The sequence below is a fragment of the Mycolicibacterium sediminis genome, from assembly GCF_010731735.1.
In the GTDB taxonomy this organism is placed as follows: Bacteria; Actinomycetota; Actinomycetes; order Mycobacteriales; family Mycobacteriaceae; genus Mycobacterium; species Mycobacterium sediminis.
On sequence record NZ_AP022588.1, the window covers coordinates 6,110,287 to 6,131,532 of the forward strand.

General features: G+C 67.3%; 27 protein-coding genes and 1 riboswitch. Of the genes, 13 read left to right on the top strand and 14 right to left on the bottom strand.

Annotated elements, in window-relative coordinates:
• Window positions 1-11: 11 nt before the first annotated feature.
• From G6N64_RS29085 to G6N64_RS29095, 3 genes are read left to right on the top strand one after another with little or no spacing between them, the layout of a single operon-like run.
• Entirely contained in the window at window positions 12-1,100 is a 1,089-nt protein-coding gene (locus G6N64_RS29085) for an NADH:flavin oxidoreductase/NADH oxidase (protein WP_163801213.1), read from the top strand.
• Window positions 1,097-2,257 carry an FAD binding domain-containing protein gene (locus G6N64_RS29090; RefSeq protein ID WP_163801214.1) on the top strand — a complete coding sequence of 387 codons (1,161 nt, stop codon included), beginning with the start codon at window positions 1,097-1,099 and terminating at the stop codon, window positions 2,255-2,257. Before G6N64_RS29085 ends, G6N64_RS29090 begins: the two co-directional genes overlap by 4 nt.
• Window positions 2,254-2,883: a hypothetical protein gene (locus G6N64_RS29095; RefSeq protein ID WP_163801215.1), complete on the top strand. Its 630-nt coding sequence runs from the start codon at window positions 2,254-2,256 to the stop codon at window positions 2,881-2,883. The genes G6N64_RS29090 and G6N64_RS29095 overlap by 4 nt, the downstream gene beginning before the upstream one ends.
• Here the strand turns inward: G6N64_RS29095 and G6N64_RS29100 are convergent.
• Window positions 2,871-3,968 carry a GGDEF domain-containing protein gene (locus G6N64_RS29100; protein WP_163801216.1) on the bottom strand — a complete coding sequence of 366 codons (1,098 nt, stop codon included), beginning with the start codon at window positions 3,966-3,968 and terminating at the stop codon, window positions 2,871-2,873. The genes G6N64_RS29095 and G6N64_RS29100 overlap by 13 nt on opposite strands.
• 144 nt (window positions 3,969-4,112) lie before the next feature.
• Here G6N64_RS29100 and G6N64_RS30385 point away from each other — a divergent pair, with 144 nt between their 5' ends.
• Both G6N64_RS30385 and G6N64_RS29110 read left to right on the top strand, forming a co-directional pair.
• Window positions 4,113-4,658 (top strand): DNA polymerase V family protein, encoded by a 546-nt coding sequence (locus G6N64_RS30385; protein WP_246230848.1) that lies wholly within the window; start codon window positions 4,113-4,115, stop codon window positions 4,656-4,658.
• 133 nt (window positions 4,659-4,791) lie between these two features.
• A complete protein-coding gene (locus G6N64_RS29110) occupies window positions 4,792-5,694 on the top strand; it encodes a lysophospholipid acyltransferase family protein (RefSeq protein WP_163801217.1) in 903 nt (300 codons plus the stop codon).
• A gap of 6 nt (window positions 5,695-5,700) precedes the next feature.
• On the opposite strand, the gene G6N64_RS29115 is transcribed toward G6N64_RS29110, so the two are convergent.
• From G6N64_RS29115 to G6N64_RS29135, 5 genes are all read right to left on the bottom strand, one after another.
• On the bottom strand, window positions 5,701-6,261 hold the full coding sequence (locus G6N64_RS29115; RefSeq protein ID WP_163801218.1) for a nucleoside/nucleotide kinase family protein: 561 nt from the start codon (window positions 6,259-6,261) through the stop codon (window positions 5,701-5,703).
• Window positions 6,248-7,027 (bottom strand): energy-coupling factor transporter transmembrane component T family protein, encoded by a 780-nt coding sequence (locus G6N64_RS29120; RefSeq protein WP_163802198.1) that lies wholly within the window; start codon window positions 7,025-7,027, stop codon window positions 6,248-6,250. Before G6N64_RS29120 ends, G6N64_RS29115 begins: the two co-directional genes overlap by 14 nt.
• Entirely contained in the window at window positions 7,024-8,493 is a 1,470-nt protein-coding gene (locus G6N64_RS29125) for an ABC transporter ATP-binding protein (protein WP_163801219.1), read from the bottom strand. Before G6N64_RS29125 ends, G6N64_RS29120 begins: the two co-directional genes overlap by 4 nt.
• Complete coding sequence (locus tag G6N64_RS29130) at window positions 8,490-9,125, bottom strand: ECF transporter S component (RefSeq protein ID WP_163801220.1); 636 nt, start codon at window positions 9,123-9,125, stop codon at window positions 8,490-8,492. Before G6N64_RS29130 ends, G6N64_RS29125 begins: the two co-directional genes overlap by 4 nt.
• A riboswitch (TPP riboswitch) is annotated at window positions 9,116-9,225 on the bottom strand. Its footprint overlaps the gene before it by 10 nt.
• Window positions 9,226-9,437: 212 nt before the next feature.
• Window positions 9,438-10,169, bottom strand: coding sequence for an SDR family NAD(P)-dependent oxidoreductase (locus G6N64_RS29135; RefSeq protein ID WP_163801221.1), 732 nt, complete (start codon window positions 10,167-10,169; stop codon window positions 9,438-9,440).
• Window positions 10,170-10,425: 256 nt separating this feature from the next.
• Between G6N64_RS29135 and G6N64_RS29140 the strand changes: the two genes are divergently transcribed.
• Window positions 10,426-11,085, top strand: a complete 660-nt coding sequence (locus tag G6N64_RS29140) for a TetR/AcrR family transcriptional regulator (protein ID WP_163801222.1) — start codon at window positions 10,426-10,428, stop codon at window positions 11,083-11,085.
• Between the two features lie 174 nt (window positions 11,086-11,259).
• Here the strand turns inward: G6N64_RS29140 and G6N64_RS29145 are convergent, their stop codons facing one another.
• From G6N64_RS29145 to G6N64_RS29155, 3 genes are all read right to left on the bottom strand, one after another.
• Complete coding sequence (locus G6N64_RS29145; protein WP_163801223.1) at window positions 11,260-11,670, bottom strand: DUF4345 domain-containing protein; 411 nt, start codon at window positions 11,668-11,670, stop codon at window positions 11,260-11,262.
• Between the two features lie 87 nt (window positions 11,671-11,757).
• Entirely contained in the window at window positions 11,758-12,132 is a 375-nt protein-coding gene (locus G6N64_RS29150; protein ID WP_163801224.1) for an iron chaperone, read from the bottom strand.
• Window positions 12,133-12,240: 108 nt separating this feature from the next.
• Window positions 12,241-12,696 carry a GbsR/MarR family transcriptional regulator gene (locus tag G6N64_RS29155; protein ID WP_163801225.1) on the bottom strand — a complete coding sequence of 152 codons (456 nt, stop codon included), beginning with the start codon at window positions 12,694-12,696 and terminating at the stop codon, window positions 12,241-12,243.
• Window positions 12,697-12,822: 126 nt separating this feature from the next.
• On the opposite strand from G6N64_RS29155, the gene G6N64_RS29160 reads away from it, so the two are divergent.
• From G6N64_RS29160 to G6N64_RS29170, 3 genes are all read left to right on the top strand, one after another.
• Window positions 12,823-13,254 carry a hypothetical protein gene (locus G6N64_RS29160; protein ID WP_163801226.1) on the top strand — a complete coding sequence of 144 codons (432 nt, stop codon included), beginning with the start codon at window positions 12,823-12,825 and terminating at the stop codon, window positions 13,252-13,254.
• A 37-nt stretch (window positions 13,255-13,291) separates the two neighbouring features.
• Window positions 13,292-14,134 (top strand): class I SAM-dependent methyltransferase, encoded by an 843-nt coding sequence (locus tag G6N64_RS29165; RefSeq protein WP_163801227.1) that lies wholly within the window; start codon window positions 13,292-13,294, stop codon window positions 14,132-14,134.
• Window positions 14,135-14,343: 209 nt separating this feature from the next.
• Window positions 14,344-14,985 (top strand): hypothetical protein, encoded by a 642-nt coding sequence (locus tag G6N64_RS29170; RefSeq protein WP_163801228.1) that lies wholly within the window; start codon window positions 14,344-14,346, stop codon window positions 14,983-14,985.
• A 130-nt stretch (window positions 14,986-15,115) separates the two neighbouring features.
• Here G6N64_RS29170 and G6N64_RS30390 read toward each other — a convergent pair whose 3' ends face one another.
• The 3 genes from G6N64_RS30390 to G6N64_RS29180 form a co-directional block, all read right to left on the bottom strand.
• Window positions 15,116-15,424 carry a CPBP family intramembrane glutamic endopeptidase gene (locus tag G6N64_RS30390; RefSeq protein WP_246231353.1) on the bottom strand — a complete coding sequence of 103 codons (309 nt, stop codon included), beginning with the start codon at window positions 15,422-15,424 and terminating at the stop codon, window positions 15,116-15,118.
• Window positions 15,425-15,443: 19 nt separating this feature from the next.
• Entirely contained in the window at window positions 15,444-16,034 is a 591-nt protein-coding gene (locus tag G6N64_RS30395; RefSeq protein WP_246230849.1) for a hypothetical protein, read from the bottom strand.
• A gap of 206 nt (window positions 16,035-16,240) precedes the next feature.
• A complete protein-coding gene (locus G6N64_RS29180; RefSeq protein ID WP_163801229.1) occupies window positions 16,241-16,645 on the bottom strand; it encodes a MerR family transcriptional regulator in 405 nt (134 codons plus the stop codon).
• Between the two features lie 56 nt (window positions 16,646-16,701).
• Between G6N64_RS29180 and G6N64_RS29185 the strand changes: the two genes are divergently transcribed.
• A complete protein-coding gene (locus G6N64_RS29185) occupies window positions 16,702-17,439 on the top strand; it encodes an SDR family oxidoreductase (RefSeq protein WP_163801230.1) in 738 nt (245 codons plus the stop codon).
• Window positions 17,440-17,555: 116 nt separating this feature from the next.
• On the opposite strand, the gene G6N64_RS29190 is transcribed toward G6N64_RS29185, so the two are convergent.
• Complete coding sequence (locus G6N64_RS29190) at window positions 17,556-18,137, bottom strand: TetR/AcrR family transcriptional regulator (protein WP_163801231.1); 582 nt, start codon at window positions 18,135-18,137, stop codon at window positions 17,556-17,558.
• A gap of 90 nt (window positions 18,138-18,227) precedes the next feature.
• Here G6N64_RS29190 and G6N64_RS29195 point away from each other — a divergent pair, with 90 nt between their 5' ends.
• Together G6N64_RS29195 and G6N64_RS29200 are read left to right on the top strand one after the other, a co-directional pair.
• Window positions 18,228-18,989, top strand: coding sequence for an SDR family NAD(P)-dependent oxidoreductase (locus G6N64_RS29195; RefSeq protein WP_163801232.1), 762 nt, complete (start codon window positions 18,228-18,230; stop codon window positions 18,987-18,989).
• Window positions 18,990-19,011: 22 nt separating this feature from the next.
• The gene (locus tag G6N64_RS29200) at window positions 19,012-19,779 is read left to right on the top strand and encodes an SDR family NAD(P)-dependent oxidoreductase (protein ID WP_163801233.1); all 768 of its coding nucleotides are present in this window, start codon (window positions 19,012-19,014) and stop codon (window positions 19,777-19,779) included.
• A gap of 119 nt (window positions 19,780-19,898) precedes the next feature.
• Here G6N64_RS29200 and G6N64_RS29205 read toward each other — a convergent pair whose 3' ends face one another.
• Window positions 19,899-20,594 (bottom strand): class I SAM-dependent methyltransferase, encoded by a 696-nt coding sequence (locus G6N64_RS29205; RefSeq protein ID WP_197748312.1) that lies wholly within the window; start codon window positions 20,592-20,594, stop codon window positions 19,899-19,901.
• A gap of 158 nt (window positions 20,595-20,752) precedes the next feature.
• Here G6N64_RS29205 and G6N64_RS29210 point away from each other — a divergent pair, with 158 nt between their 5' ends.
• The gene (locus G6N64_RS29210; protein ID WP_163801234.1) at window positions 20,753-21,217 is read left to right on the top strand and encodes a MarR family winged helix-turn-helix transcriptional regulator; all 465 of its coding nucleotides are present in this window, start codon (window positions 20,753-20,755) and stop codon (window positions 21,215-21,217) included.
• The last annotated feature ends 29 nt before the right edge of the window (window positions 21,218-21,246 follow it).

Consider the following 21,246-nt stretch of genomic DNA (forward strand, 5'->3'; position numbering starts at 1 on the left):
AGGAGTCTCCGATGCCACACCTGTTCAGTCCCTTGACCTTGCGCGACGTGACGTTCGCGCACCGCGCCTGGATGTCGCCCATGATGCAGTTCGCCGCGCCGCCGGCGGGCGACGACACCGGCACCCCCGGGGACTGGCACGTGCAGCATCTGGGGTCGCGGGCGGTGGCGGGTGCGGCACTCGTGATGGTCGAGGCGACTGCCGTCCACCCCAGCGGGCGCAGCAGCGAGTACGACCTGGGCATGTGGAACGACCGGCAGGCCGGGGCGTTCGGGCGGATCACGGACTTCGTCTCCTCACAGGGCGCAGTGCCGGGCATCCAGCTCGTCCACGCCGGAAGGAAGGGGTCGACGGGCCGCCCATGGCCGGATCCCGAACGCCCGCAACGCTCGTGGACGACGGTCGGTCCCAGCGACGTCGCGTTCGGCCGACTGCCGATGCCCGAGGAGTTGAGCGTGGCCGACATCGGCGACCTCGTCGGAGCCTTCGCCGACGGCGCCCGGCGGGCCGCGTCGGCCGGTTTCCGGGTACTCGAACTGCACGCCGCGCACGGGTACCTGATCCACCAGTTCCTGTCGCCGCACTCCAACCACCGCACCGATCACTACGGCGGCTCGCTGGAGAACCGGATGCGGTTCGCGCTGGAGGTCGTCGACGCCGTGCGTGGCACATGGCCGGACCACCTGCCACTGTTCGTCCGCGTCTCGGCGACCGACTGGCTGGCCGGGGACACCGATGACGTCCGTCCCGGGTGGACGGTGCTCGACACCCTCGAACTCGCGGGACGTCTGAAGCGACGCGGCGTCGACCTGATCGACGTGTCGTCCGGCGGTTCGGCGCCGGACGCTGCGATTCCGGTCGGCCCCAGCTATCAGGTGCCGTTCTCGGCGAGAGTACGCAAGGAGATCGAGATGCCCACCGCCGCAGTTGGGTTGATCACCGACCCGCATCAGGCGGACGGCATCGTCGCCGACGGGGAGGCGGACGCCGTCTTCCTCGCCCGGGTGTTGCTGCGCAACCCGAGCTGGATCCGGCAGGCCGCCGACGAACTCGGCCACCCGCTGGCCCATCCGGCGCAGTACAGCAGAGCGTTCCGGTGACGCGGGCCCATGACGGGCCGACGCCGTTCCGGGCCGCCGTCGTCGGTGGCTCACTCGGAGGCCTGGCCGCAGCGCACGCCCTGCGCTCGATCGGCGCCGACGTGGCCGTGTACGAACGGTCGGCGGGACGCACGGAGCCCCGCGGCGCCGGAATCGTCATGCAGCCCGAGGTCGCCGATCTGCTCGCCCGGCTGGAGCGATCGGTGCCGTCGGTGTGCGTTCAACTCGTCGAGCGACAGCAGTTGCATCGGCACGCCCCGCCGACGCGTCATCATGCGCCGCAGTGGATGTCGGCGTGGGACACGCTGTACGAGGCGATCCGGACACCGCTGTCCGACGTCTGCGTCCGCTTGGACAGTCGACTGACCGAACTGGCGGTCGAGGACGGCGAGGTGACCGCCCGATTCGGAGACGGGTACGCCACCACCGCAGACGTCCTCGTCGGCGCCGACGGGATCGGCTCCGCCACCAGGAGACTCGTCACCGGCCGGGACGACCTGCGCTACTCCGGCTACGTCGCCTTCCGTGGGCTCGAGCCGGAGGGCAGTCTCCCCGAGGACCTGCGGGACCTGCTCGCCGAGCGGTTCACCTCGTTCGCCGTTCCCGGCATGCAGATGCTGTGCTACCTGGTGCCCGGCGCCGACGGCCGGCGCGGCGAGGGCGAGCGCCGCGTCAACTGGGTTTGGTACGTCAACGCCGCCGAGGCCCGGCTGCCCGAGCTGCTCACCGGACGGTCGGGCAACTCCTACGAATTCTTCCTTCCGCCCGGCGAGCTCACCGCTGCGTCGGAGGCGTCGGTCGTGGCACTGGCCGAGGAGACGCTGCCCGCACCGTTCGCGGCGCTGCTGAAGCAGTCCGCCGTCTTCATGCAGCCGGTCTTCGACCTCCCGCCCATCGGCATGGTCGCCGACCGCATCGTCCTGCTGGGTGACGCCGCGGGAACCGTCCGCCCGCACACCGCGTCGGGAACGTCGAAGGCGTTCGGCGACGCCGAGGATCTCGCCCGCGCCCTGCACGGGTGGCGTCGCAGCGAACCGCTGCCCGACCTGCAGGGGTGGGAGGCCCACCGGCTCGCTCACCTGCGCGCAGTCGCCGACGCCGGGGTGCGACTGGCCGCCCACTCCGCGCTCGGCCCCGCCACCAAGCCGTTCCTGTGACCCGAGCCGCCTCGCGCGCCCGCTGGGCCGCGGTCACCGCCGCTGCCGTCATGGTCCTGACCGCCGGGTGCGGTGGGACCGACCCCGTCCTGACTCCGCTGTCGTTGCCCTCGGCCGGCTCGACGACGACCACGACAACGACGTCGACGGCCGCCGCCCAGTCCGCGGACTACACCCGACTGCTGCTCCAGCCCAGCGACGTCTACGTCCCCGATGACGCCTTCACGGCCCCTCCGCCGCTGCGCAACCCGGACGGCATCGAGGGCGCCGAGGAGTTGATGACCAACGGCGACCAGACGCGGGCCGTCGGCATCACGATCGTCATCCAGGCCGATGCCGAGACGGCGCTGCGGGAAGTGCCCATCGCGCGGGGCAAGCTCTCCACCGTCGTCCCGACCGGGCCGCCGCAGGCCCTCCCCGTGGGAGCGGGCGGGGAGGTGGTCACCGGACTGTCGCCCGACGGGACGAAGGCCGTCACCGCCATGGTGTTCAGCCAGGACCGGGCGATCGTCCGGATCGACTACTACAGCGCCCTGGGACAGCCGACCCCGCTCGACTTCGCGATCGAGGTCGGCATCAAGCAGGCAATCGCACTGCGCGTCGGGCTGGCCGGTCAGAGTTCCTGATGGCTCGAGTGGTGAAACCGGTTGCCGCCGGCACGCTTCGCGGAGTACATGGCTTCGTCGGCCGCCGCGACGAGGCGCTCGACTCCCGCCGGTAGCTCGTCGGCGTCACCGCGCAGCGCGCCGACGTCGATGCAGGCGGTGCCCACGCTCGCCGTGATCGCGACCGGCAGGTCGGCGATCGCCTCGCACACCCGGCGGGCCAACAGCGTCGCGTCGGGCGTGGAACTCACCGCGGCGACGATGAATTCCTCACCGCCGCTGCGGGCGATGACCGCCGGGCCGTCCATGACCGCCAGGCCCAGCGCACGGCTGACCGCGACCAGCGCGTCGTCGCCCGCCTGATGGCCGTGGGTGTCGTTGATGCGCTTGAAGTCGTCGAGGTCGATCATCGCGACGGCGAGGTAGGAATGCGGCGAGCCGACGGCGGTGGCCAACATCTTCTCGGTGTGATTCTGGAACGACCGCCGATTCAGCAGGCCGGTGAGTGGGTCCCGGTCGGCCCGTTCGAGATCGACGCCCAGGGCGCGCACCAGCACGTGGATCGCCAGCGGCATCGCGATGTTCACCTGCGCGATGAGGAACAGGTCGACGGCGGCGAGGGCGAGATGCCCGGACTCGGCCACCCGAACCGCCGCGCTGACCGCCACCAGCGCAGCCAGGCAGAAGTTGTACAGGACCAGCGCCGTGGAGTGGAAGAACGCGATGTAGGCGCCCATGGTGGCGAAGGCGATGCACCCGGTCAGCGCTCCCTGCGAGCTCGGATACGACAAGCAACCCAGCGCCACCGACGTGTTCGACACGACTGCGTAGGCGAGCGACTGCCCGCGTGTCGGCCATCGCCAGGCCCACAGCACCGAGCCGGCGACGCCACCGGCCAGCGCGATGCTCATCATCGCCACGGGGACGGTGCCACGGGGTCCATCGACGCTGGCGAGCAACGCCACCAGGCACGCGGTCAGCGACGCAGAGATCAGCGACATCATCAACCGGACCGCGCCGGTGAGCCGGCGCGCTGCGAGATAGTCGGTGATCCACTCGTAGTGGACGGCGCGCCCCGACGTCGAGCCGGATGACGCTGCCGTCATCGTGGTACCCCCGTCATGGTCTTGCTCGACGCCCCTCCGTGCCGTCCAGACGACAGCAAATCACCGCCGAGGATACCGGCGCAAGGCCGCATGCGGTCGGGTATGAGGACGACGGTTGCCGGACGTCTCGCGGTTGTTCGCAGGATGACGACGGAACCGTACGCAATGAATGAGAACCACCACGAAATTAGTGCCTTGAAGGCTCGAGCCGCCGGCAACGCGTGTCGCAGCGCGCTACGGGCGGGGCGCGTTCACGATTCGTCGGGGACCGCGGGTGGTCGTCGTGGCATCGTCGGCCCGACGCGGTGCCGCCATCCCAGCAATGCCGACGCGGGCGATGACCCGCCCGCGTTCTCCAGGCTCGTCGCTCGCGCGGTTAGCAACGTCGACGTCGGGGCACACATCCGCATGGCATTCAAACTCACCTACAGCGATGGTCAGGAATCTCAGTACGACGACGACACCGTGTGGGAGGTCGAGAACGGTGTGTTGAAGCTGGGCAAGAAGGAAGGCACGTGGAGCGTCCTGCTCTCGCCGAGTCATTGGGCCGTCATCGAGTTGGGGCGCACCGCATCCGACGAGAAGGACGGCGACTCGGACTCGAAGGACGCCAAGAAGGACTCGGACGAAGACGCCGAAAAGGACTTCGAGGAGGATTCAGGCGACGGCGATTCCAAGGACGAAGACTGACCTCTGCCCGAGGAACGAGCCGATGTCATCGACGAGTTTGCATACGTCCTCGTCGTCGGCCTGATCAGTCCACGGCAGGGCGTACGGTGAAAGGTAAGCAAGCCCGTCTAACTTTTGGCCTGAAAGAGGGCGCATGAGACCGCCGTTCGCGCCCGTTCCCGTCGAACCCTCCGCCGCGAGTCTCGAGGCACTGATGCACGACGGACGACGCGTTCGGATGCTGCGTCGCTGTCTCGAGGACGTGGACGACGGTCTGCGGCCCGTCGTCGATCTCACTCGGCCCTATGTAGAAGGTCGGCATCTACTTCCCCGGGACGGCCGGTTTCTGTTGGTGGGCAACCACACCCAGGCCGGCTCCCCGGAGGTGGTCCTCATCTCGCACTTCGTCCGCCGTGAACTCGGTCGTCGAGTGCGTGTGCTCGCCGAACGACAGATCGCTCAGATGCGGGGTGCCGCCGCGGACTTCGTGGATGCTTACGGCGGTGTCCTCGGCCATCCCGACACCGCAGGCGAGCTGATGGAGAACGGCGAGACGGTGCTGGTGTTCCCGGGCGGTGCCCGGGAGATCGCCAAGTTCAAGGGCGAGGAGTATTCACTGCGATGGCACGGCCGAAGCGGCTTCGCGCGCGTCGCGATCGCCAACGCCTATTCGATCGTCCCCGTGGCACTCGTCGGCGGCGATGACGTGTACCGAAGCGTCGTCACCCGTGACAGTCCGATCGGGCGGGCGACCCTCGCCGTCGCGGATCGTCTCACCGGCCGCAGCGACATGGCGCCGCCACTGATCCGCGGAATCGGGCCGACGTTGATCCCGCGCCCGCAGCGGATGTATCTGCGCTTCGGCGCTCCGATCGACACCTCGGCGCCGGTCGGGACGCCAGCGACGACGTGGGAACAGGACGTCAAGCTCACCGTACAAAGTGCGGTCGAGCAAGCCCTCGACGATCTGCTTGCCATCCGCAAGACGGACCCGTTCCGCGCCCTCAATCCGCTGTCGTGGCGCAGCGCCGTCACTCCGGCCGCCGTCGGGTCCTGACCCTCGTCACGGCGCCCGGCCGGGCGTCCACAGCAGCCCGTCCGGCGCCTCCGTGACCACCCAGTCGGCGGTCGACCGCGGGTCGTCCCGCGCGATGAGGTCGTCCTCCTGCGCTGCCCATCGGTCCCAGTGGGGGCGGTAGGCGTCACCATCGCGCAGGAGGGCGCGGGTCTTGCGGTCGGCGTCGGGGGTGTCGACCCAGATGCCCAGATCGGCGAGGGTGCGGTTGTTCGCGCCGAGGGCGCCGACGCCCTCGACGATCAGCCGCTGATCCGGTGCGACCGTGTGCCACCGGCCGGGGGCGTCCCGCACCCAGCTCCAGCTGCGCCACCGGCCGGGGCGCCCCTCACTGCGGGGTTCGAGCAACTCGGCTCTCAGATGCGCGACGGCCCAGGCCAGCCCGTCCCAGCCGGGGTAGACGTGGTCGAGTCGGAGAACCGCGCTGTCGGCCCACAGGCCGTGCAGCCGTTTCGCCAGCGTCGTCTTGCCCGAGCCGGACCTGCCGTCGATCAGCACGGTGCGCGAGCCGGCCTCGGTCAGCCGCCGTGCGACGTCATCGAGTGGCAATGAGGTTCCAGTGCCCCGTGGCGACCGACGTGGTGATCGAGATCGCGACGATGAGGAGGGCGGCGCAGATCAATCCGACCTCGCGACGGCCGAACGGTGACGGCCGCGCCCACGTGCGGGTCGGATGGGCGCCGAACCCGCGGGCCTCCATCGCGGTGGCCAGCGTGGAGCCGCGCCGGATAGCCGACACCAGCAGCGCGAAGGCCTGCCCGGCTGCGCGTCTGACGCTCCCCTGGTCGGCGACGCCGCGTGCCCGGCGTGCATACCCGAGGTAGCGCCAGTCCTGGCCGAGCAGGCCGACGAGCCGGACGCCCGCCAGTGCGCCGAGGACGAACCTCGCCGGCAGCCGCAGTACCTGACCCAGGCCGTCCGCCAGCTCCGTGGGCTCGGTGTCGACGAAGAGCAGCACCGACGGCAGCGCTATCGCGAGCACGCGCAGGAAGGTGGCCACGGCCAACGTGATCGAGCCGTCGCTGACGGTGATCAGCAGGAAGTGCCAGTGCACCTCACCGCGGGACTCCCCGTAGAGCAGGATGGTGATGGCCGTCAGGATCGCGGCCAACCCCACCATCGCCGTACGGGTGACCAACGCGCGCAACGGGACTCGCAGCACGATGGCGAGCACCGCCTCGAGCACCAGCGCGGTCGACGCCGACACCCAGTCGACGCTCAGGACCAGGCCGACCGCGATGACGAGGGCGGCCGCGAGCTTCGCGACCGGGTTGATCGTCGCCCGAGGGGTCGGCGCCGCGGGTGCGGTGTTCAGCACGGGGTACCCACGGCGGTCTCGGAGTTCCACGCGCCCAACTCGACCCGTCGGTCGGCGAGCAACCCGGCGAAGTCGAGATCGTGGGTCACGGCCACCACCGCGGCACCGCCGTCGGCGATCTCGGCCAGCAGGCGCATCATCGCCTCCCACGTGTTGCGGTCCTGGCCGAAGGTGGGCTCGTCGAGGACCAGCAGGGCGGGCTTGGTGGCGAGCACGGTGGCGACCGACAGGCGGCGTTGCTCGCCACCGGACAGGGTGTAGGGGTTGACCTCGGCCACGTGTGCGAGTCCCAATCCGTCCAGCAGCGCATCGCAGGTGTCGTCGACCACGGCCGAAGTCTGCTTGAGCGCACGCGGACCGAGCGCGAGTTCGTCGCGCACGGTCGCGGTGAGGAACTGGTGCTCGGGATTCTGGAACACGCTGCCGATGCGGGTGAGCAGTTCCCGCGACTTCCACGCGACGGGCTCCCGGCGCCGCGGCGTGGGTGCGAACGCCCCGTCGGCGGTGAGGCTCCCGCCACGCGGCGGCAGCAGACCGCCGAGGGTGAGCGCCATCGCCGACTTGCCTGCGCCGTTGGGACCCGTCACCACCGTGATCTCGCCCTCGACGAGGTCGAAGCCGAGGTCGTGGGACCGGTCACCCGCGCGGTATCCGACCGCCAGGTTGGCGGCGGTGAGCAACGGAGCACCCGGTGCGTGCCTGCGCTCGAGGACGGGCAACTCGGTCCCGGGTACCCAGACCCCTGCTCGACCCAGCACCTCCCGGTGGCGCGCGAGGGTGTCGTCGGGGGGACCGTCGGCCACCACCCGGCCGCCCTCGCCGAGGACGATCACCCGGTCGACCACGGGCAGCCAGACCGCCGTGCGGTGCTCGATGACGACGAGCGTCGCACCGGTCTCCTCGGCGGCGGCCGCCACGGCATCCCGGACCTCGAGGACCCCCGCCGGATCGAGGTTGGCGGTGGGCTCGTCGAGCAGGATCAGACCCGGGTTCATCGCGAGCACGCCGGCGAGGGCGAGCCGTTGCTGCTGACCGCCGGACAGCGCGGAGGTCTCCCGCTGGAGCGGCAGGTCGAGACCGACCGCCGCGAGGGCCCGCCGGACCCGCGGCCAGATGGCGGCACGCTCGACGTTGAAGTTCTCCATGCCGAATGCGACGTCGTCGCCGACGCGCGACAGGATCACCTGCGAGTCGGGATTCTGCAGGACCATGCCGATGCGGCTGCGGCGTTCGACCGGGGCGACGCCGTCGACGGTGAGGCTGCCTCCGTCGTCGCCGTCCTCACCGCTGTCGAGCAGACCCGCAAGACCCTGCAGCAGAGTCGACTTGCCGGATCCGCTGGCTCCGAGCAGCAGCACCCGCTCGCCCGCGTCGATCGACAGGTCGACACCACTCAGCGCCCACTCCGGACGGCCTGCGTGCCGCCACCGCCAATCGCGAGCGGCCACCGCGACGCCGCTCATCGCGGTAGATCGCGCTGCGATCCCACTCTGCCGGAGGGGAATCGGGACAGTGCACCGGTCTTCGCCAGTCCGCGGACGACGAACCACGACAGTGCGCCGGCGAGCACGGCGCCCGACACGATCGCCGACACCACGTAGATCGCGGAGAACGTGGCCGCCGATCCGGGATACCAGAGGATCAGGTCGTTGACCGCCAGCGCGAGGCCGGCGACCGCACCCGACAGCACGGCAACCGGCAGGTTCCAGGCGCGGTACAGGAACACCGCGAACACCAGCTCGGCCGCGAGGCCCTGCACCAGTCCCGACTCCAACGTCAGCACGCCCCACTGGTTGCCGACCAGCGCGGAGACGGTGGCGGCGACCATCTCGCCGTAGAGTGCCGCGCCCGGCTTGCGGATGACCAGCGCGGTGAGGACGCCCGCGAAGAGCCAGCCCCCGCCGAGCAACGCCTGCAGCCCCGGCAGGACAGCACCGAGTGGCGCGGCGATCGGATTGGAGGCGATGTTCCACAGCACGAACACCAGTCCCGCCGCGACGGCCAGCACGCTGGCCACGACGATGTCGACCACCCGCCAGCGATATGCGCGACGCGGGCTGCCGGTGGGCTGCTGGGAAACGGTGTCCGTGCTCATACTTCACTCCCTACGCCGGCATTACCCGGTCAGGTTCGTACGGTCGACGGCGCCAGCCGTCCTCTCAGCGCACTTGGCGTGCACTCCCGTGTGGGTCGCCCTCAATGTAACCCCGGCTCAGCCGGTGCGTGAAGTCCGGGGTCTGGCGGCTCGCTCGAGACCGTTACCGCCCGGGGAGTCTCTGCTGCGGCGTCATCCGATCAAAGGCCGCTGCTAGTGGCGCGTGACGACGATTGCGTCCCATACGAGTTTCCTTGTGTCACCGGAGATCTCCTCGATCAGGTCTCGATCGTGGACGCGCCGGAGAGGCGTTCACAGTACTGATTGGCGGCCGCCGTCCACCGGGACGACGGCACCCGTGACGTAGCTCGACTCGTCGCAGCAGAGGTAGACGATCGCGGCAGCGACTTCGCGAGGTTGAGCGGCGCGGCGAAGCGGGATGGCGGCGGTCAGAGTCGGCAGCATGTCTGCCATCGGCTCGCTCGCCGGAGTGAGGGTAGGTCCCAATGCGACGGCGTTCACACGCACGCCCATCGGCCCGTATTCGGCGGCCCAGGAACGGGTCAGCGACTCGAGGGCCGCCTTGGACGCGCCGTAGGCAGCCTTTCCGGCCATGCCCCGTGATGCGACCATGGTCGACACGTTGACGATGGCTCCGCCGCCGGCTGCCGCCATCGTGGGCGCATAGGCGGCGGTCAGTAGGAACGGTGCCTTCACGTTGACGGCGAACATGCCGTCGAAGCCACCCTCCGACGTGTCCGCGGTCGGCGCCAATTCCCAATAGCCCGCGTTGTTGACCAGCGCGTCGACCGGCCCGGCCTCTCGGATGAGCCGTCGCAATTCGTCGGGGTCGCTCACGTCGGCTGCGATGAAGCGATGCCGGCCCTGGGTGGCGGTGAGTTCCCCGAGAACGCCGGACCCCCGTGCTTCATCCCGACCGGTGATCGTGACTACTGCCCCGTACTGGACCGCCAGTTTCGCGGTTTCCCTGCCGACGCCAGACGTGGCGCCGGTGACCAAGATCTTCTTTCCATTCAGATTCATCGGGAGTTCCCTTTCCGTGCGGTGTGGTTGGTTGCCGAGGAGTTCGCCCCGAAGAGTCCGAGGATCGACTCGGCGTGTGGCGTGGGGGCTGCCCGTTCGATGGCAGCCTCGGCGTGCGACGCGATGTAGGCATTCACGACGTCCGTGCTCGCAACTGCTCCGAATCTCCCCCGCATCCTCTTGGGCCGGATCGTCGGCCGAACCGTGGTCTAATTCTGAGTAAATGGATCATGCAATCCACTCTTGAGGACGGAAAATGGATTATCAACCCCAAAACACGAGATCGCGTCGCACGGCCACCGCGGCAACGAAACTGACCGCGAAGGGACGACGGACGCGTGCGCGCATCATCGACGTAGCCGCCCGGTTGATCTGGGAACGTGGCGTGACGGCGACCACGCTCGAAGACGTCAAACTGGCGGCGGAGGTCAGCAGCTCGCAGCTGTACCACTACTTCGTCGACAAGGAGCGGTTGGTCAACGCGGTCATCGAGCACCAGGCCGACAAACTCGTGAACACCACCGAAGACGCCGATCTCGGCACCACCGAGCGCCTCGCGGCCTGGCGCGACCTGGTCATCGAGCACGCCAGCGCAATCCATGGCCAGGGCGGCTGTCCGCTCGGTTCCCTGGGGAGCCAGTTGGCCGAAGCCGACCCTGCGGCCCGCACCCTCGTCTCGGCCGGATTCGGCCGATGGACCCGTGCCATTCAAGATGCGATGCGTTCCCTACACGGCCAGGGCCGGTTGAGGGAGGGGCTTGATCCCGACGATCTCGCCGTCACCGTGCTCGCGGCGCTGCAGGGTGGTCTGCTTCTCGCCCAGGTCCATCGTGACCCGCGTCCACTGCAGACCACCCTCGACACGATCTTCCAGATGGCGGGTCTCACCGGCCCGAACGGGGTCCCCGCTTCGTGACGTGCAGACTGCGCAGGCTGCGTCCGGAACGGTGCGCACCAAGGGTCTTACTTCCCCCGCACACCGTTCAGGCGGTGAAAGGATGTCGACGCACGATGCCCAGAGCTACGACTCCATCGTCGTCGGCGCCGGATCCGCGGGATGCACGATGCACTCGGCAGCGCCCGGGCATGTTCAGACGGGCGGGTGCGTCGGTGCGGTGGCCGACCGGTCGCCGGACATCGTGGAGTACCAGTAGGTGAGTCCACCCGCGGCCAACTCGACAACGGTCGAGACTGCGAAGGTCCAGTGGGGCATCCCCGCGTCGACCATCGAGATCACTCGCGCAATTGCAATGAGCCCCATGGTGATTGCGAGGAACCGCAGCAGCGTCGATGGGATGGGTGACCGGCGCATCGCCCACACGCAGGCGACCCCGAGTGCGATCAACAATGCGCCGCCGGCGCGGGTTTCGCTGTCCGTGGACGGATCCACCGGACCGCTGCCGGGGATGGTGACCATCGAGAACAGCATGCGGCCGGCGCCGAGGGCGATGAGTACGGCGCCGACTGTCCAGCCGAGCATCCTCAATGTCTTGATGGTCATGTCGCGCACGCCGTCCGACTGGCTCCGCATTCGTTTGCGTTGGACGCGTCGGCGCCGGCGCACTCATCTCGGAGCACTCGTGCCACCTCAGGAGCCGGTCGCGTCGAACTCCGCGACACGGGCACGCATCAATTTCTCCAGCAGGTCCAACGGGAGTTCGCGGCCGTACGGCAGCTTGACGAAACCCGAGCCCGACTCGTAGCCGGCCTCCTCGACGAGCGCTCTCTGGGTTTCGAAGAATTCTGGCGTGAAGCGCAGTGAGCAGTGGTTCTTGAAGTTCTGCAGCATCCAGAGATTGGCCTTGTCGTCACGCACGTAGACCGGAACGTTGTACTTCAGTTCCTCGCGTGCCTGCGGGTCGGCTGCCCGGCTCAGCTCGCGCAGTGCCTCGAGGTGTGGGCGTTGAACATCCGTCACCTGAGCGAAGAAGTCGTCGACACTCTTCCGATTCGGCATCGGCATGGCGCAACCGTACATTGCAGCCGCCGAGTGACGTGGTGTCGTTGACATTCCGCCCACACGACTGGCGGAGATGCGGCATTCGGCGCGTGCAGCTTTCGTCCGCCCTGCTCAACCAGGTCCACCGGCGCCCTCCAGGTGGGAGAACGCCTTGCCCACGCGGCGGTACACGTCGTAGGCCGCATGCAAACGGGACGCACGGTCACTGTCGGCGCCCACCAGCGTCAAGCCCCGGGCGGTGATTCCCTCGAACTCCACCATGCCCTCGATACGGCGCCGTACTGCTGCTTCCCATGCATCATCGTCGATGCGGTAGTACGCGGTGCGTTCGCCGGCCCGCGTGCGCCGTCGGATCAACCCAACGGCGATCAGCGTCCGGATGTTGCTCGTCATCGACGCACGACTGGCCTTGATCGCCCCGGCGATGTCAGCAGCCGACTGCTCGGGAGGCTCGCAGATCATCAGCCACCCCAGAATGCGCCCGGTGATCGGCGGCAATCCCTCCTGGCGCGTGAAGAACTCCGCCACCTGCTCGATCCATTCCAGCGTCCTCGTCTCATCCGCCATACAGCCTCGCGATCCTTTGATTTACTTGTTACAGTCGTGGCTGTAATAGCCGTCTTGGTATCAGAGAGGCTACCTCGGAACGGCACCAGGATCCGCGGTTCTTGGGTTCGGAGAGAGGGATCGAAAGTGCTCGACACCATCGCCAAGATCGTCGTCATCGTGCTCGGCGTGCATGTCGTCGCCAAATTCGCGTTCTTCACGCTGCCCTACCGGCGGCGACGCGCGGCGCTGGACAAGCAGTACGGCGACAAGCCCTCTGCGACGGCGAGCTCCGACGTCGTCCTGATGATCTTCACCGTGACGATCGCGGTGCTGCTGCTCTGCCGTGGCGTGGAGCCCGTCAGCTTCCTCGGCGGTCTATGGATCGGGGCCACCTTGATCCAGCTGTACTTCCACGGCTTTCGTCGTCCCGTGCCGGAGCACCGTTCGGCGCCGCCACGAACCTCGCCGCTCAAGGAGATGTCCTACGCGATTCAGGATGCACCGTGGCGGCCCTGGCCCCAGGTGCTCACCCTGATCGTGCTGGTCGGATACGGCCTGATCGATCTGATCCGATGATCGGGGCATCGGGCCGATCAAGGAATCGGGTGCTTCGATGACGCGCGAGCGCATCCACCTCCGGCGTGAGCAGGAGACCATGCTCATGACCCTGTATCTCCATGCTCGCGACGCCGGTTCGGCCAACCCGATCCTGGACGACACGTACGCAGGTCGGCTGCTGGAGCGCATCGACTACGACTTCGCTCGACTCGACAGGCTCAGGGGTAACCAACCCCTGATCGTCGGCCGCGCCAAGGCCGTCGACGAACAGGTCAGCTCGTTTCTGGCCACGCATCCGGATGCGGTCGTCCTGCACCTGGGATGTGGGCTTGACAGTCGGGTACTGCGCATCGATCCCGCGCCTTCCGTGACGTGGTTCGACGTGGACCAAGAACCCGTCATCGAGCTGCGGCGCAAACTGGTTCACCACCGGGACGGCGTGACCATGGTGGGAACATCGGTCACCGATGAACGGTGGTGGGCCGACATCCCGCGCGGGCGGGCCACATTGGTCGTCGGCGAGGGGCTGCTCATGTATCTCACCCCCGAGGGTGTCGCCACATTGGTCGACGCCGCCCTTGCGCACCCGGCGCCCACGATCGGCATGGTCTTCGACACGGTTGCGCCGTGGGTTCGGCGTGTCAGCGGATGGCAGCCCAACTTCCGGCGCGCCGACACGCGATTCCTCTCAACCACACACGATCTCGACACCGCCGTGCATCATCACAGTGGGGTGGAACTTACCGCCGAGCAATCAATGGTCACCCTCGCGCGCCGCGCCAGCACCGGAACCCTGGCCGCGATCATCCGTACCGTCGACGCCACCACCCCGGGGCACCGCGCCATGGTGCTCCGTACCTACCAGATCCGCCAGACGTCGTCATCACCTCGGGACTGACTAGGGACGTGCATGCCACTGGCACCCCGCGGCTGATAGTCGACGATGCGCGGGCCGCTACTCGAGTGATGCCAACAACGACACGCATCGATCATCTCGGCCTTACTCCGTTCCCAGACGACTGGCGGAGACGCGGTATGTGAAGTGTGAGGTATTCGTCGAATCACACGGCCAACCACGCAGACCGCCGTGGCATCCTGGTAGCCAGGATGGCAGCAGAAACAGACTGGACCATACGTCCCCGCAAGGGGTTGGGCCGGCTCGAATTCGGGATGTCGCCGGCACAGGTTGACGCACTGTCGGCGACATACGGCACCATCACCGGACGCGGCGCTGATCGCGTCGCCGACGACCTGCTGCGGGAGACGCTGGCGATGTTCGCCAACGCGATGAGCGACGACGACAAGCAGGCCCTCGTCGCCGAGTACGCGGACCACGGCCCAGCCGCTGACAGCGTGACCGAAACCCGCGGTGACCTCGTGCTGAGGTACGAGGGAGGCCGCCTTTGCGAGATCATGCCCGCCGGCCCACGACACCCGCTGTTCCTCGACGGCAGGGACGTCTTCGCACTACGCGGTCTCGAACCACTGGAGTTGCTGGAGCGGCTGAACGAAGGCCCCGGGCGCTATGCCGACACCGAAGCGGTGTTCGACAACCTCGCCATCTCGGTGAACGGGTTCGGCGTCAGCGATTCGACCACCGGTGTGCTGGCGCTGGATGACTCCGACCCGCGCTTCCAGGAACGGACGGCGATCCTGCGGGAAGTCCCCTACCTCCCCGAGCAGGAGATGCACCGGTACGTCCTGCACTCGTTGCGGGCAGTCAATGATCGTCCGCCCCGGCACAACTGACCTCCCGCGCCGGCGGGTTTGCACACCATTCCCAGACAACTGGCAGAGATGCGGTACTCGAAGGTTGCGGTATTCGTCCGCGCCACGCGAACGCAGCACTGTCAGCCGAAGGGCTTCGACCACGCCGAGGTCAGAACAGAGCGAGCGGGTTGGCGTTCATCAGCCCGTGCACGAGCAGCAGCGGCGACATCGCCCGATGCCGCTGCCACAGGAGCCCGAGAAAGAGTCCTGTAACTCCCTGGTTGGCAACGACATTCGCGACGTCCACAACCCAATCGACGGTTCCTTGAATGGCGATGTGCCAGGAGGCCCAGGTCAATGAGCTGACGATGATTCCCGGCCACACTCCGCCGAGAACGCGCTCCCACCGGGTCTGTAGCCACCGCCGATAGAAGAACTCCTCCACCACGGCGTTGAGCAGGAACCCGATGAACACCATCGCGATCACGGTCAGTGTGTCAGCGACGAAGCCCGTCCCCGGATGCGTGAGCGCGAGGCCCAGGTAAATCACGGTCCAAACCCACTGCTGGCACCAGCGGCAACCAGGGACACCGCTTGTCGGAAACCTCACCGGGGTCAGCCGATTCGGCGGGTGCATCCCGTTTGGTAGCTGCCCCGAACCGTCGGCCCACCGCGAACAGCAGCAACGGACCGAGCAGGAGCAACCCTAGCTTGAGCGCCGTGTAGTTCGGTTCGTCCGGTCCGAGCAGCGTCAGCGCGACCGTGAACGTCAGGGCCAGAGCGAGCAGAACGAGGGCTTCCACCCGCACACGCCCGGCCGGTGCGGCGCGACCGCGCACCGGCCCAGTGACGGGCATGATCAGAATCAGCCCGATACCCAGAACGGCTGCCAGCCACGGATGCCACATCGGGATCGTGTCCGCGGAGTCTGCGGTGAACCGGATCTGCCCCTCGCCGTCGACTGCCACGGTGAGCGCGGCGACGACGTAGATGCCGACACCGGCTGAGACCACGGCGGTACCGGCTGAGGTTCGAGTCTGACCGTTCTTCTCGATGGGCGCGAAAGCGCCACCGGAGGAGTTGGACACGGAAACGAATCTAGCGGCGCCGCAGCGCTGGAGGTCGGCTGCCTGCGCCCGCGGTGCGAGTGATACCACTGACCGGGCAGGCGGTTACCGCAACCATTCCCACACGCCTGGCGGAGATGCAGTGTGCGAAGTGTGCGGTATGCACAACGCCCAGAACACGATCCCGCTACCTCCGCATGGCAGACGTTCAGCCGGGCGGCCGCTGCTCACCGGACCGTTGGATCCCACAAACCGTCTGTCTCGCCGGCACGCAGCTTGTCCTGATACACCTCGGTCTTCCACGCGATGATCTCGCGTGCCTGCTCGAGGGCCTGGATCTGCGCGTCGACCCTGGCACGGTGGTCGTCAAGCAGTGCAAGACGATCGGCTTCGTTGCCGGGGCCGTCGCGAACCAGAGTTGCGAATCTCTTCAGCTCCGACAAGGGCATGCGCGACTCGCGCAGTCGCATGCACACCCCAAGCCAGTCGACGTCGACCTGGGTGTATCTCCTGCGTCCGCCGGTGGTGCGTTCAAGGGGGCCGATGAGCAGACCTTCGCGCTCGTAGAACCGAAGCGCGTGCACGCTCAGTCCGACCGCTTCGGCCACCTCACCGATGGTGAAACCGCCCATCCGCCGCCTCTCTTCAGCTTGACCTAGAGTGCACTCTAGGTCGTAGCGTGCCGATCATGACACCACGATTCGCCGGCAAGCGCGTGCTCATCACCGGCGCCACCAGCGGCATCGGCCTCGCTGGGGCCAGGCTGCTGGCCAACGAAGGCGCTGAGTTGATCCTGACGGGCACCAACCACGATCGACTGGCATCATTGACCGACGAATTCAACTCGGCCACAGTCATACTCAACGATGCCTCGCGACCCGACACGGGGTCCGCACTCGTTGAGGGGTTGGCCGGCCGTGGCCTCGACGGCTTGTGGCTCAACGCTGGTTACGCCGACGTGGCGCCCATCTCCGACGTCGACGCCGACCTCTTCGACACGATGATGGCCACCAACGTGCGGGGACCACTCCTTCACATGGCCGCGTTGAGCGGGCGTCTCAACGAGGGCGCGTCCGTGGTCGTCACCTCCTCGACGTCGGCCTACGAGGGCGCGCCCTCCACGGCTGTATACGCGGCGACCAAAGCCGCACTGATCGCCGCGGCTCGCACCTGGGCCGTGGAGCTTGCACCGCGAGCAATCAGGGTCAACACCCTCGTACCCGGAGCCATCGATACGGGCTTTCGACGCTTCATGAACGACGAGTCCCGCATCACGTTCGAGTCCGGCGTCCTCGGAAGGGTGCCGTTGGGACGGATGGGGACGCCTACCGAAGCCGCTGCCGTAGCGTTGTTCCTGCTTTCCGACGAATCGAGCTACGTCACCGCTGGCCAGTACCCGGTCGACGGCGGGCTGATTCGTCGCTGATCATTCGCCTCGAATATCAGCGAGGCGGGAGTCAGGCGCGCGGACACAACATCTCGAGCGTGAAGCACGTCTCAGTGCCATCCCGCGGCAGCCGATCGTCGACGATGCGCGGGTCACTACTCGTGTGACGCCAGCAGACCTGCCAGACTCCCCGCGTCGGCGCCGTCGAGGAGCCGATCGGTCGCGAGCATCCGGTACCAGATGACGCCGAAGACGATATCGGCTACGAGTTCGCTGCGAACCCTGGGAGGCAGATCACCGCGGACCTCGGCGCGGCTGACGATCTGCAGCAGCGAAGCACGGCGTCGCTCCAGGAACTCCTCTCTGAAGCGCAGCAACAACTCGGGATTCTGCTGTGCCTCCGCCATCAAGCTCCGCAATGCACTTCGAACTCCGGGTGGGCGAAGCACTGTGAAGGTCTGGTCGAGAAAGTGCCGGAGATCTTGCAGATACGAATCCCGATCCGAAGTCGAGATCCGCGCCTCGGCCTGCTCCGCCAGCGATTCGAGGAGGATGTCCCCCTTAGTGGGCCACCACCGATAAATCGTCTGCTTGCTGACCCCGGCTCGGGCCGCGATGCCCTCGATCGTGAAGTCCTGCCCCTCCTCGGCTACGAGATCGAAGGCCGCCGTCAGAATCGCCTGCCGACTCTCTTCGCTTCTTCGCCGTCCGCGCCGTCGAGGTTCCTCACCGCTCACGCCACGAGCCTACTCATTAACGGTGCGCAACGTCTCGAATAGAGGTACCGTTATTTGCGAGACGCAACGTACCGAATTGGAGGAGGCATCGTGATAAACACTGGGCTGCACGGGAACGTCGTTCTGATCAGCGGGGCGTCTAGCGGAATCGGCACGGCGGCTGCGCGACGGCTCGCCGACGAGGGAGCCAAGGTCGCGCTCGTCGCGCGGCGGGCAGACAAACTCGGGGAGCTGGCGGAACAGCTCCGCTCCCGAGGTCATGACGCTTTGGTCATCGCCGCAGACCTCACGGATGCCGCCAACGGGCAGATGGCAGTGGACCGGACCGTCGAGGAATTCGGCCGCCTCGACACCCTGGTGAACGCGGCCGGCGTGATGCTCAACGGCGCGTCCGAGGAGTCGCCGCTCGACGAGTGGGACCGCATGGTCGACATCAATCTCCGCGGCCTGATGTACGTGACCAAGGCGGCATTGCCGCATCTTCTCGCCGCCGCTCAGAACAGCCCACGCTCGGTGGCGGACGTCGTCAACATCTCCTCCGTCGCCGGACGCGTCGCCGCACCCACCGTGGCGATCTACAACGCCACGAAGTTCGCCGTGACGGGCGCAACCGAAGCGTGGCGGCAGGAGTTCACCAAACGCAACGTCCGCTTCTCTGTGATCGAGCCTGGTCGCACCCGAACCGAATTGTTCGACCAGAAGGGAAATTCCGACTCGGATTTCGAGGCGGCGTTCGGCACCGTAGAGCAGTTGCACGCGGAGGACATCGCAGAGGCCATCGCCTACATCGTCACCCAACCGCGTCGAGTCGCCGTCAACGAGATCGTCATTCGTCCCACCGATCAGCCGTAGCCCACCACGAAAGGACGGACACATGGCCTCGAAACTGGCTGGCACGGTGGCTCTGGTCACCGGCGCCAGCAGCGGCATCGGTTCCGCGACCGCCCGCCATCTCGCTGAGCACGGAGCCGCCGTCGCACTCGTCGCCCGACGCAAGAACCGCCTTGCCGACGTCGCCGCAGAGATCGAACGCAGCGGAGGCGCAGCATTGGCCGTGGAGGCAGACGTCAGCGACCGCGCGCAGGCCGAAGCCGCTGTTGGACAGACCATTCAGCGGTTCGGCCGCTTGGACGTCGTCATCAACAACGCCGGCCTCATGCTGCTCGGTCCCGTCGCCGGTGCAGACGCCCTGGAGTGGGATCGAATGATCGGCGTCAACGTCAACGGTCTGCTGAACACGACCCACGCCGCGCTGCCGCACCTCCTGGCGGCCGCCGAAGACGGCCCGCGCGGGGTCGCTGACATCGTGAATGTCAGCTCGGTCGCCGGCCGCAATGCCAGCGAGGGGTTCGGCGTGTACAACCTCACGAAGTTCGGCGTGAACGGCTTCACCGAATCACTCCGGCAGGAAGTCACCCGTCGTCACGTCAGGGTGGGTGTCATCGAACCCGGAGCCGTGAACACCGAACTCGGGTCGCACAACAGCGGCGCCATCCAGTCGCAGATCATCGACCCGTTCAACGCGAGCCTCGAGACGTTGTCGCCCGACGACATCGCAGAGAGCATCGGCTACATGGTCACCCGGCCCCGTCATGCCGCGATCGGCGAACTATGGATCATGCCGACCGAACAACTCACCTAGTGCCGTGATGGTCCACGCTCTCCACACCCGTCAGAGGGATTGCGCCAGTGCATCATCGATGCGTTCGTGCGGATCCGCGTGGCAGTCGGAGCTTGAAGAGCGATGTTGCGCACGTGCATCTAACTCAAGTGGGCCGAGAGTAGCCAGGCTCCTATCGACGTGCGACCCAAGCCTTCGTCGCGGAGATCGGTACCGCCGGCGCCCCTTAGGGCAGCGAGGGCTCCCTCCGGGAGATTGGCGTGAATTCGGGCAGGTCGGATCTCGTCGATCACCCAGTACGGCGAAACGGCCACGCGCAATTCGTCTTCGGAGACGGAGTTCAGCGGTCCGCTGGTCGGCATCGAGGCGCTGTCGAAGACCAACACGAAGTACGACGCCCCGGGTGCTGCGGCGGCGACTATCGAACGCTGGTAATCCTCGCGCAGCTCGACTGGCATCGAGTGGAACAGCGTGCAGTCCACGACAGTGCCGAAACGGCCGTCGTACCCGGTGAAGTCGCTGATGTCGGCCACCTCGAAGCTCGCGGTGGTCAGGCCAAGCCGAGCGGCTTCTGCACGGGCCATGTCGATCGCCGTCGCGGACGTGTCCAAACCGACGGTGGTGAACCCTAGTCGAGCCAGCTCGAGCGCGGTGAAAGCCTCCCCGCAACCAGCATCCAGGATCTCACCGTGGAACCGGCCCGCCTCGATCAGCGCCGCGATCTCGGGCTGCGGTTCACCGATGCTCCACGGCGGGCGGCCATTGCTGCCCATCTGGATTCGTTCGCCGTCGCCGCGATAGGCCGATTCGAACATCGCATCCGTTGGTTCCGTCACGCTAAACCCTTTCTCGAAGAATCGAGTAGGTGACCGCTCGGGCACGACCGAGAGATACCATTCATCTCAGTCATTCATTATCTTTACCATTGAGATACTACGGAAGGATGCCGGTGGGGTCAAAGAGCCGAGGCGATCGGGACCTGCAGGAACGTGTCGTGCGGCTCACCCAGCGCCTGGTAGCGGAAGCGAACAAGTTCACCAGCGCTTTCGTCGACGCCCACCGGATGCACTCCACTGACGTGAACGCATTGATCCGAGTCCGTGTCGGTCTCGAGCAAGGCGAATCAACGACCGCGGGCTGGCTGGGTGAGACACTCGGACTGACCTCGGGAGCTGTGACAGCGGTTGTCGATCGTCTCGAGCACTCGGGGCACCTTCGACGAGTTCGCGATCAGCACGACCGGCGGCGAGTGATCCTGGAGAACTCTCCAGACGGGCAGCGACTGGCCGAGCAGTATTTCGCCCCGATCAGACGGCAGAGCGAGGAGGTCATGGATCAGTTCACCACTACCGAACTCGAAGTCGTCAGTCGCTACCTGGCCGCTACCGGAACAGCCATGGCCGGACAGCGCGAGTTACTCATCACCAAGGACCGTCCCGACTCGAACTCCGACCACTGAACCGGTTGCGCACCGGCACAGCATCTTTC

Coding starts and splice junctions, on each gene's coding strand:
- G6N64_RS29085 (WP_163801213.1), top strand. CDS start 12: ATGCCACACCTGTTCAGTCCCTTGACCTTGCGCGACGTGACGTTCGCG.
- G6N64_RS29100 (WP_163801216.1), bottom strand. CDS start 3,968: ATGACGGCAGCGTCATCCGGCTCGACGTCGGGGCGCGCCGTCCACTAC.
- G6N64_RS30385 (WP_246230848.1), top strand. CDS start 4,113: ATGACGACGGAACCGTACGCAATGAATGAGAACCACCACGAAATTAGT.
- G6N64_RS29110 (WP_163801217.1), top strand. CDS start 4,792: ATGAGACCGCCGTTCGCGCCCGTTCCCGTCGAACCCTCCGCCGCGAGT.
- G6N64_RS29125 (WP_163801219.1), bottom strand. CDS start 8,493: ATGAGCGGCGTCGCGGTGGCCGCTCGCGATTGGCGGTGGCGGCACGCA.
- G6N64_RS29130 (WP_163801220.1), bottom strand. CDS start 9,125: ATGAGCACGGACACCGTTTCCCAGCAGCCCACCGGCAGCCCGCGTCGC.
- G6N64_RS29135 (WP_163801221.1), bottom strand. CDS start 10,169: ATGAATCTGAATGGAAAGAAGATCTTGGTCACCGGCGCCACGTCTGGC.
- G6N64_RS29140 (WP_163801222.1), top strand. CDS start 10,426: ATGGATTATCAACCCCAAAACACGAGATCGCGTCGCACGGCCACCGCG.
- G6N64_RS29145 (WP_163801223.1), bottom strand. CDS start 11,670: ATGACCATCAAGACATTGAGGATGCTCGGCTGGACAGTCGGCGCCGTA.
- G6N64_RS29150 (WP_163801224.1), bottom strand. CDS start 12,132: ATGCCGATGCCGAATCGGAAGAGTGTCGACGACTTCTTCGCTCAGGTG.
- G6N64_RS29155 (WP_163801225.1), bottom strand. CDS start 12,696: ATGGCGGATGAGACGAGGACGCTGGAATGGATCGAGCAGGTGGCGGAG.
- G6N64_RS29165 (WP_163801227.1), top strand. CDS start 13,292: ATGACGCGCGAGCGCATCCACCTCCGGCGTGAGCAGGAGACCATGCTC.
- G6N64_RS29170 (WP_163801228.1), top strand. CDS start 14,344: ATGGCAGCAGAAACAGACTGGACCATACGTCCCCGCAAGGGGTTGGGC.
- G6N64_RS30390 (WP_246231353.1), bottom strand. CDS start 15,424: ATGGTGTTCATCGGGTTCCTGCTCAACGCCGTGGTGGAGGAGTTCTTC.
- G6N64_RS29180 (WP_163801229.1), bottom strand. CDS start 16,645: ATGGGCGGTTTCACCATCGGTGAGGTGGCCGAAGCGGTCGGACTGAGC.
- G6N64_RS29185 (WP_163801230.1), top strand. CDS start 16,702: ATGACACCACGATTCGCCGGCAAGCGCGTGCTCATCACCGGCGCCACC.
- G6N64_RS29200 (WP_163801233.1), top strand. CDS start 19,012: ATGGCCTCGAAACTGGCTGGCACGGTGGCTCTGGTCACCGGCGCCAGC.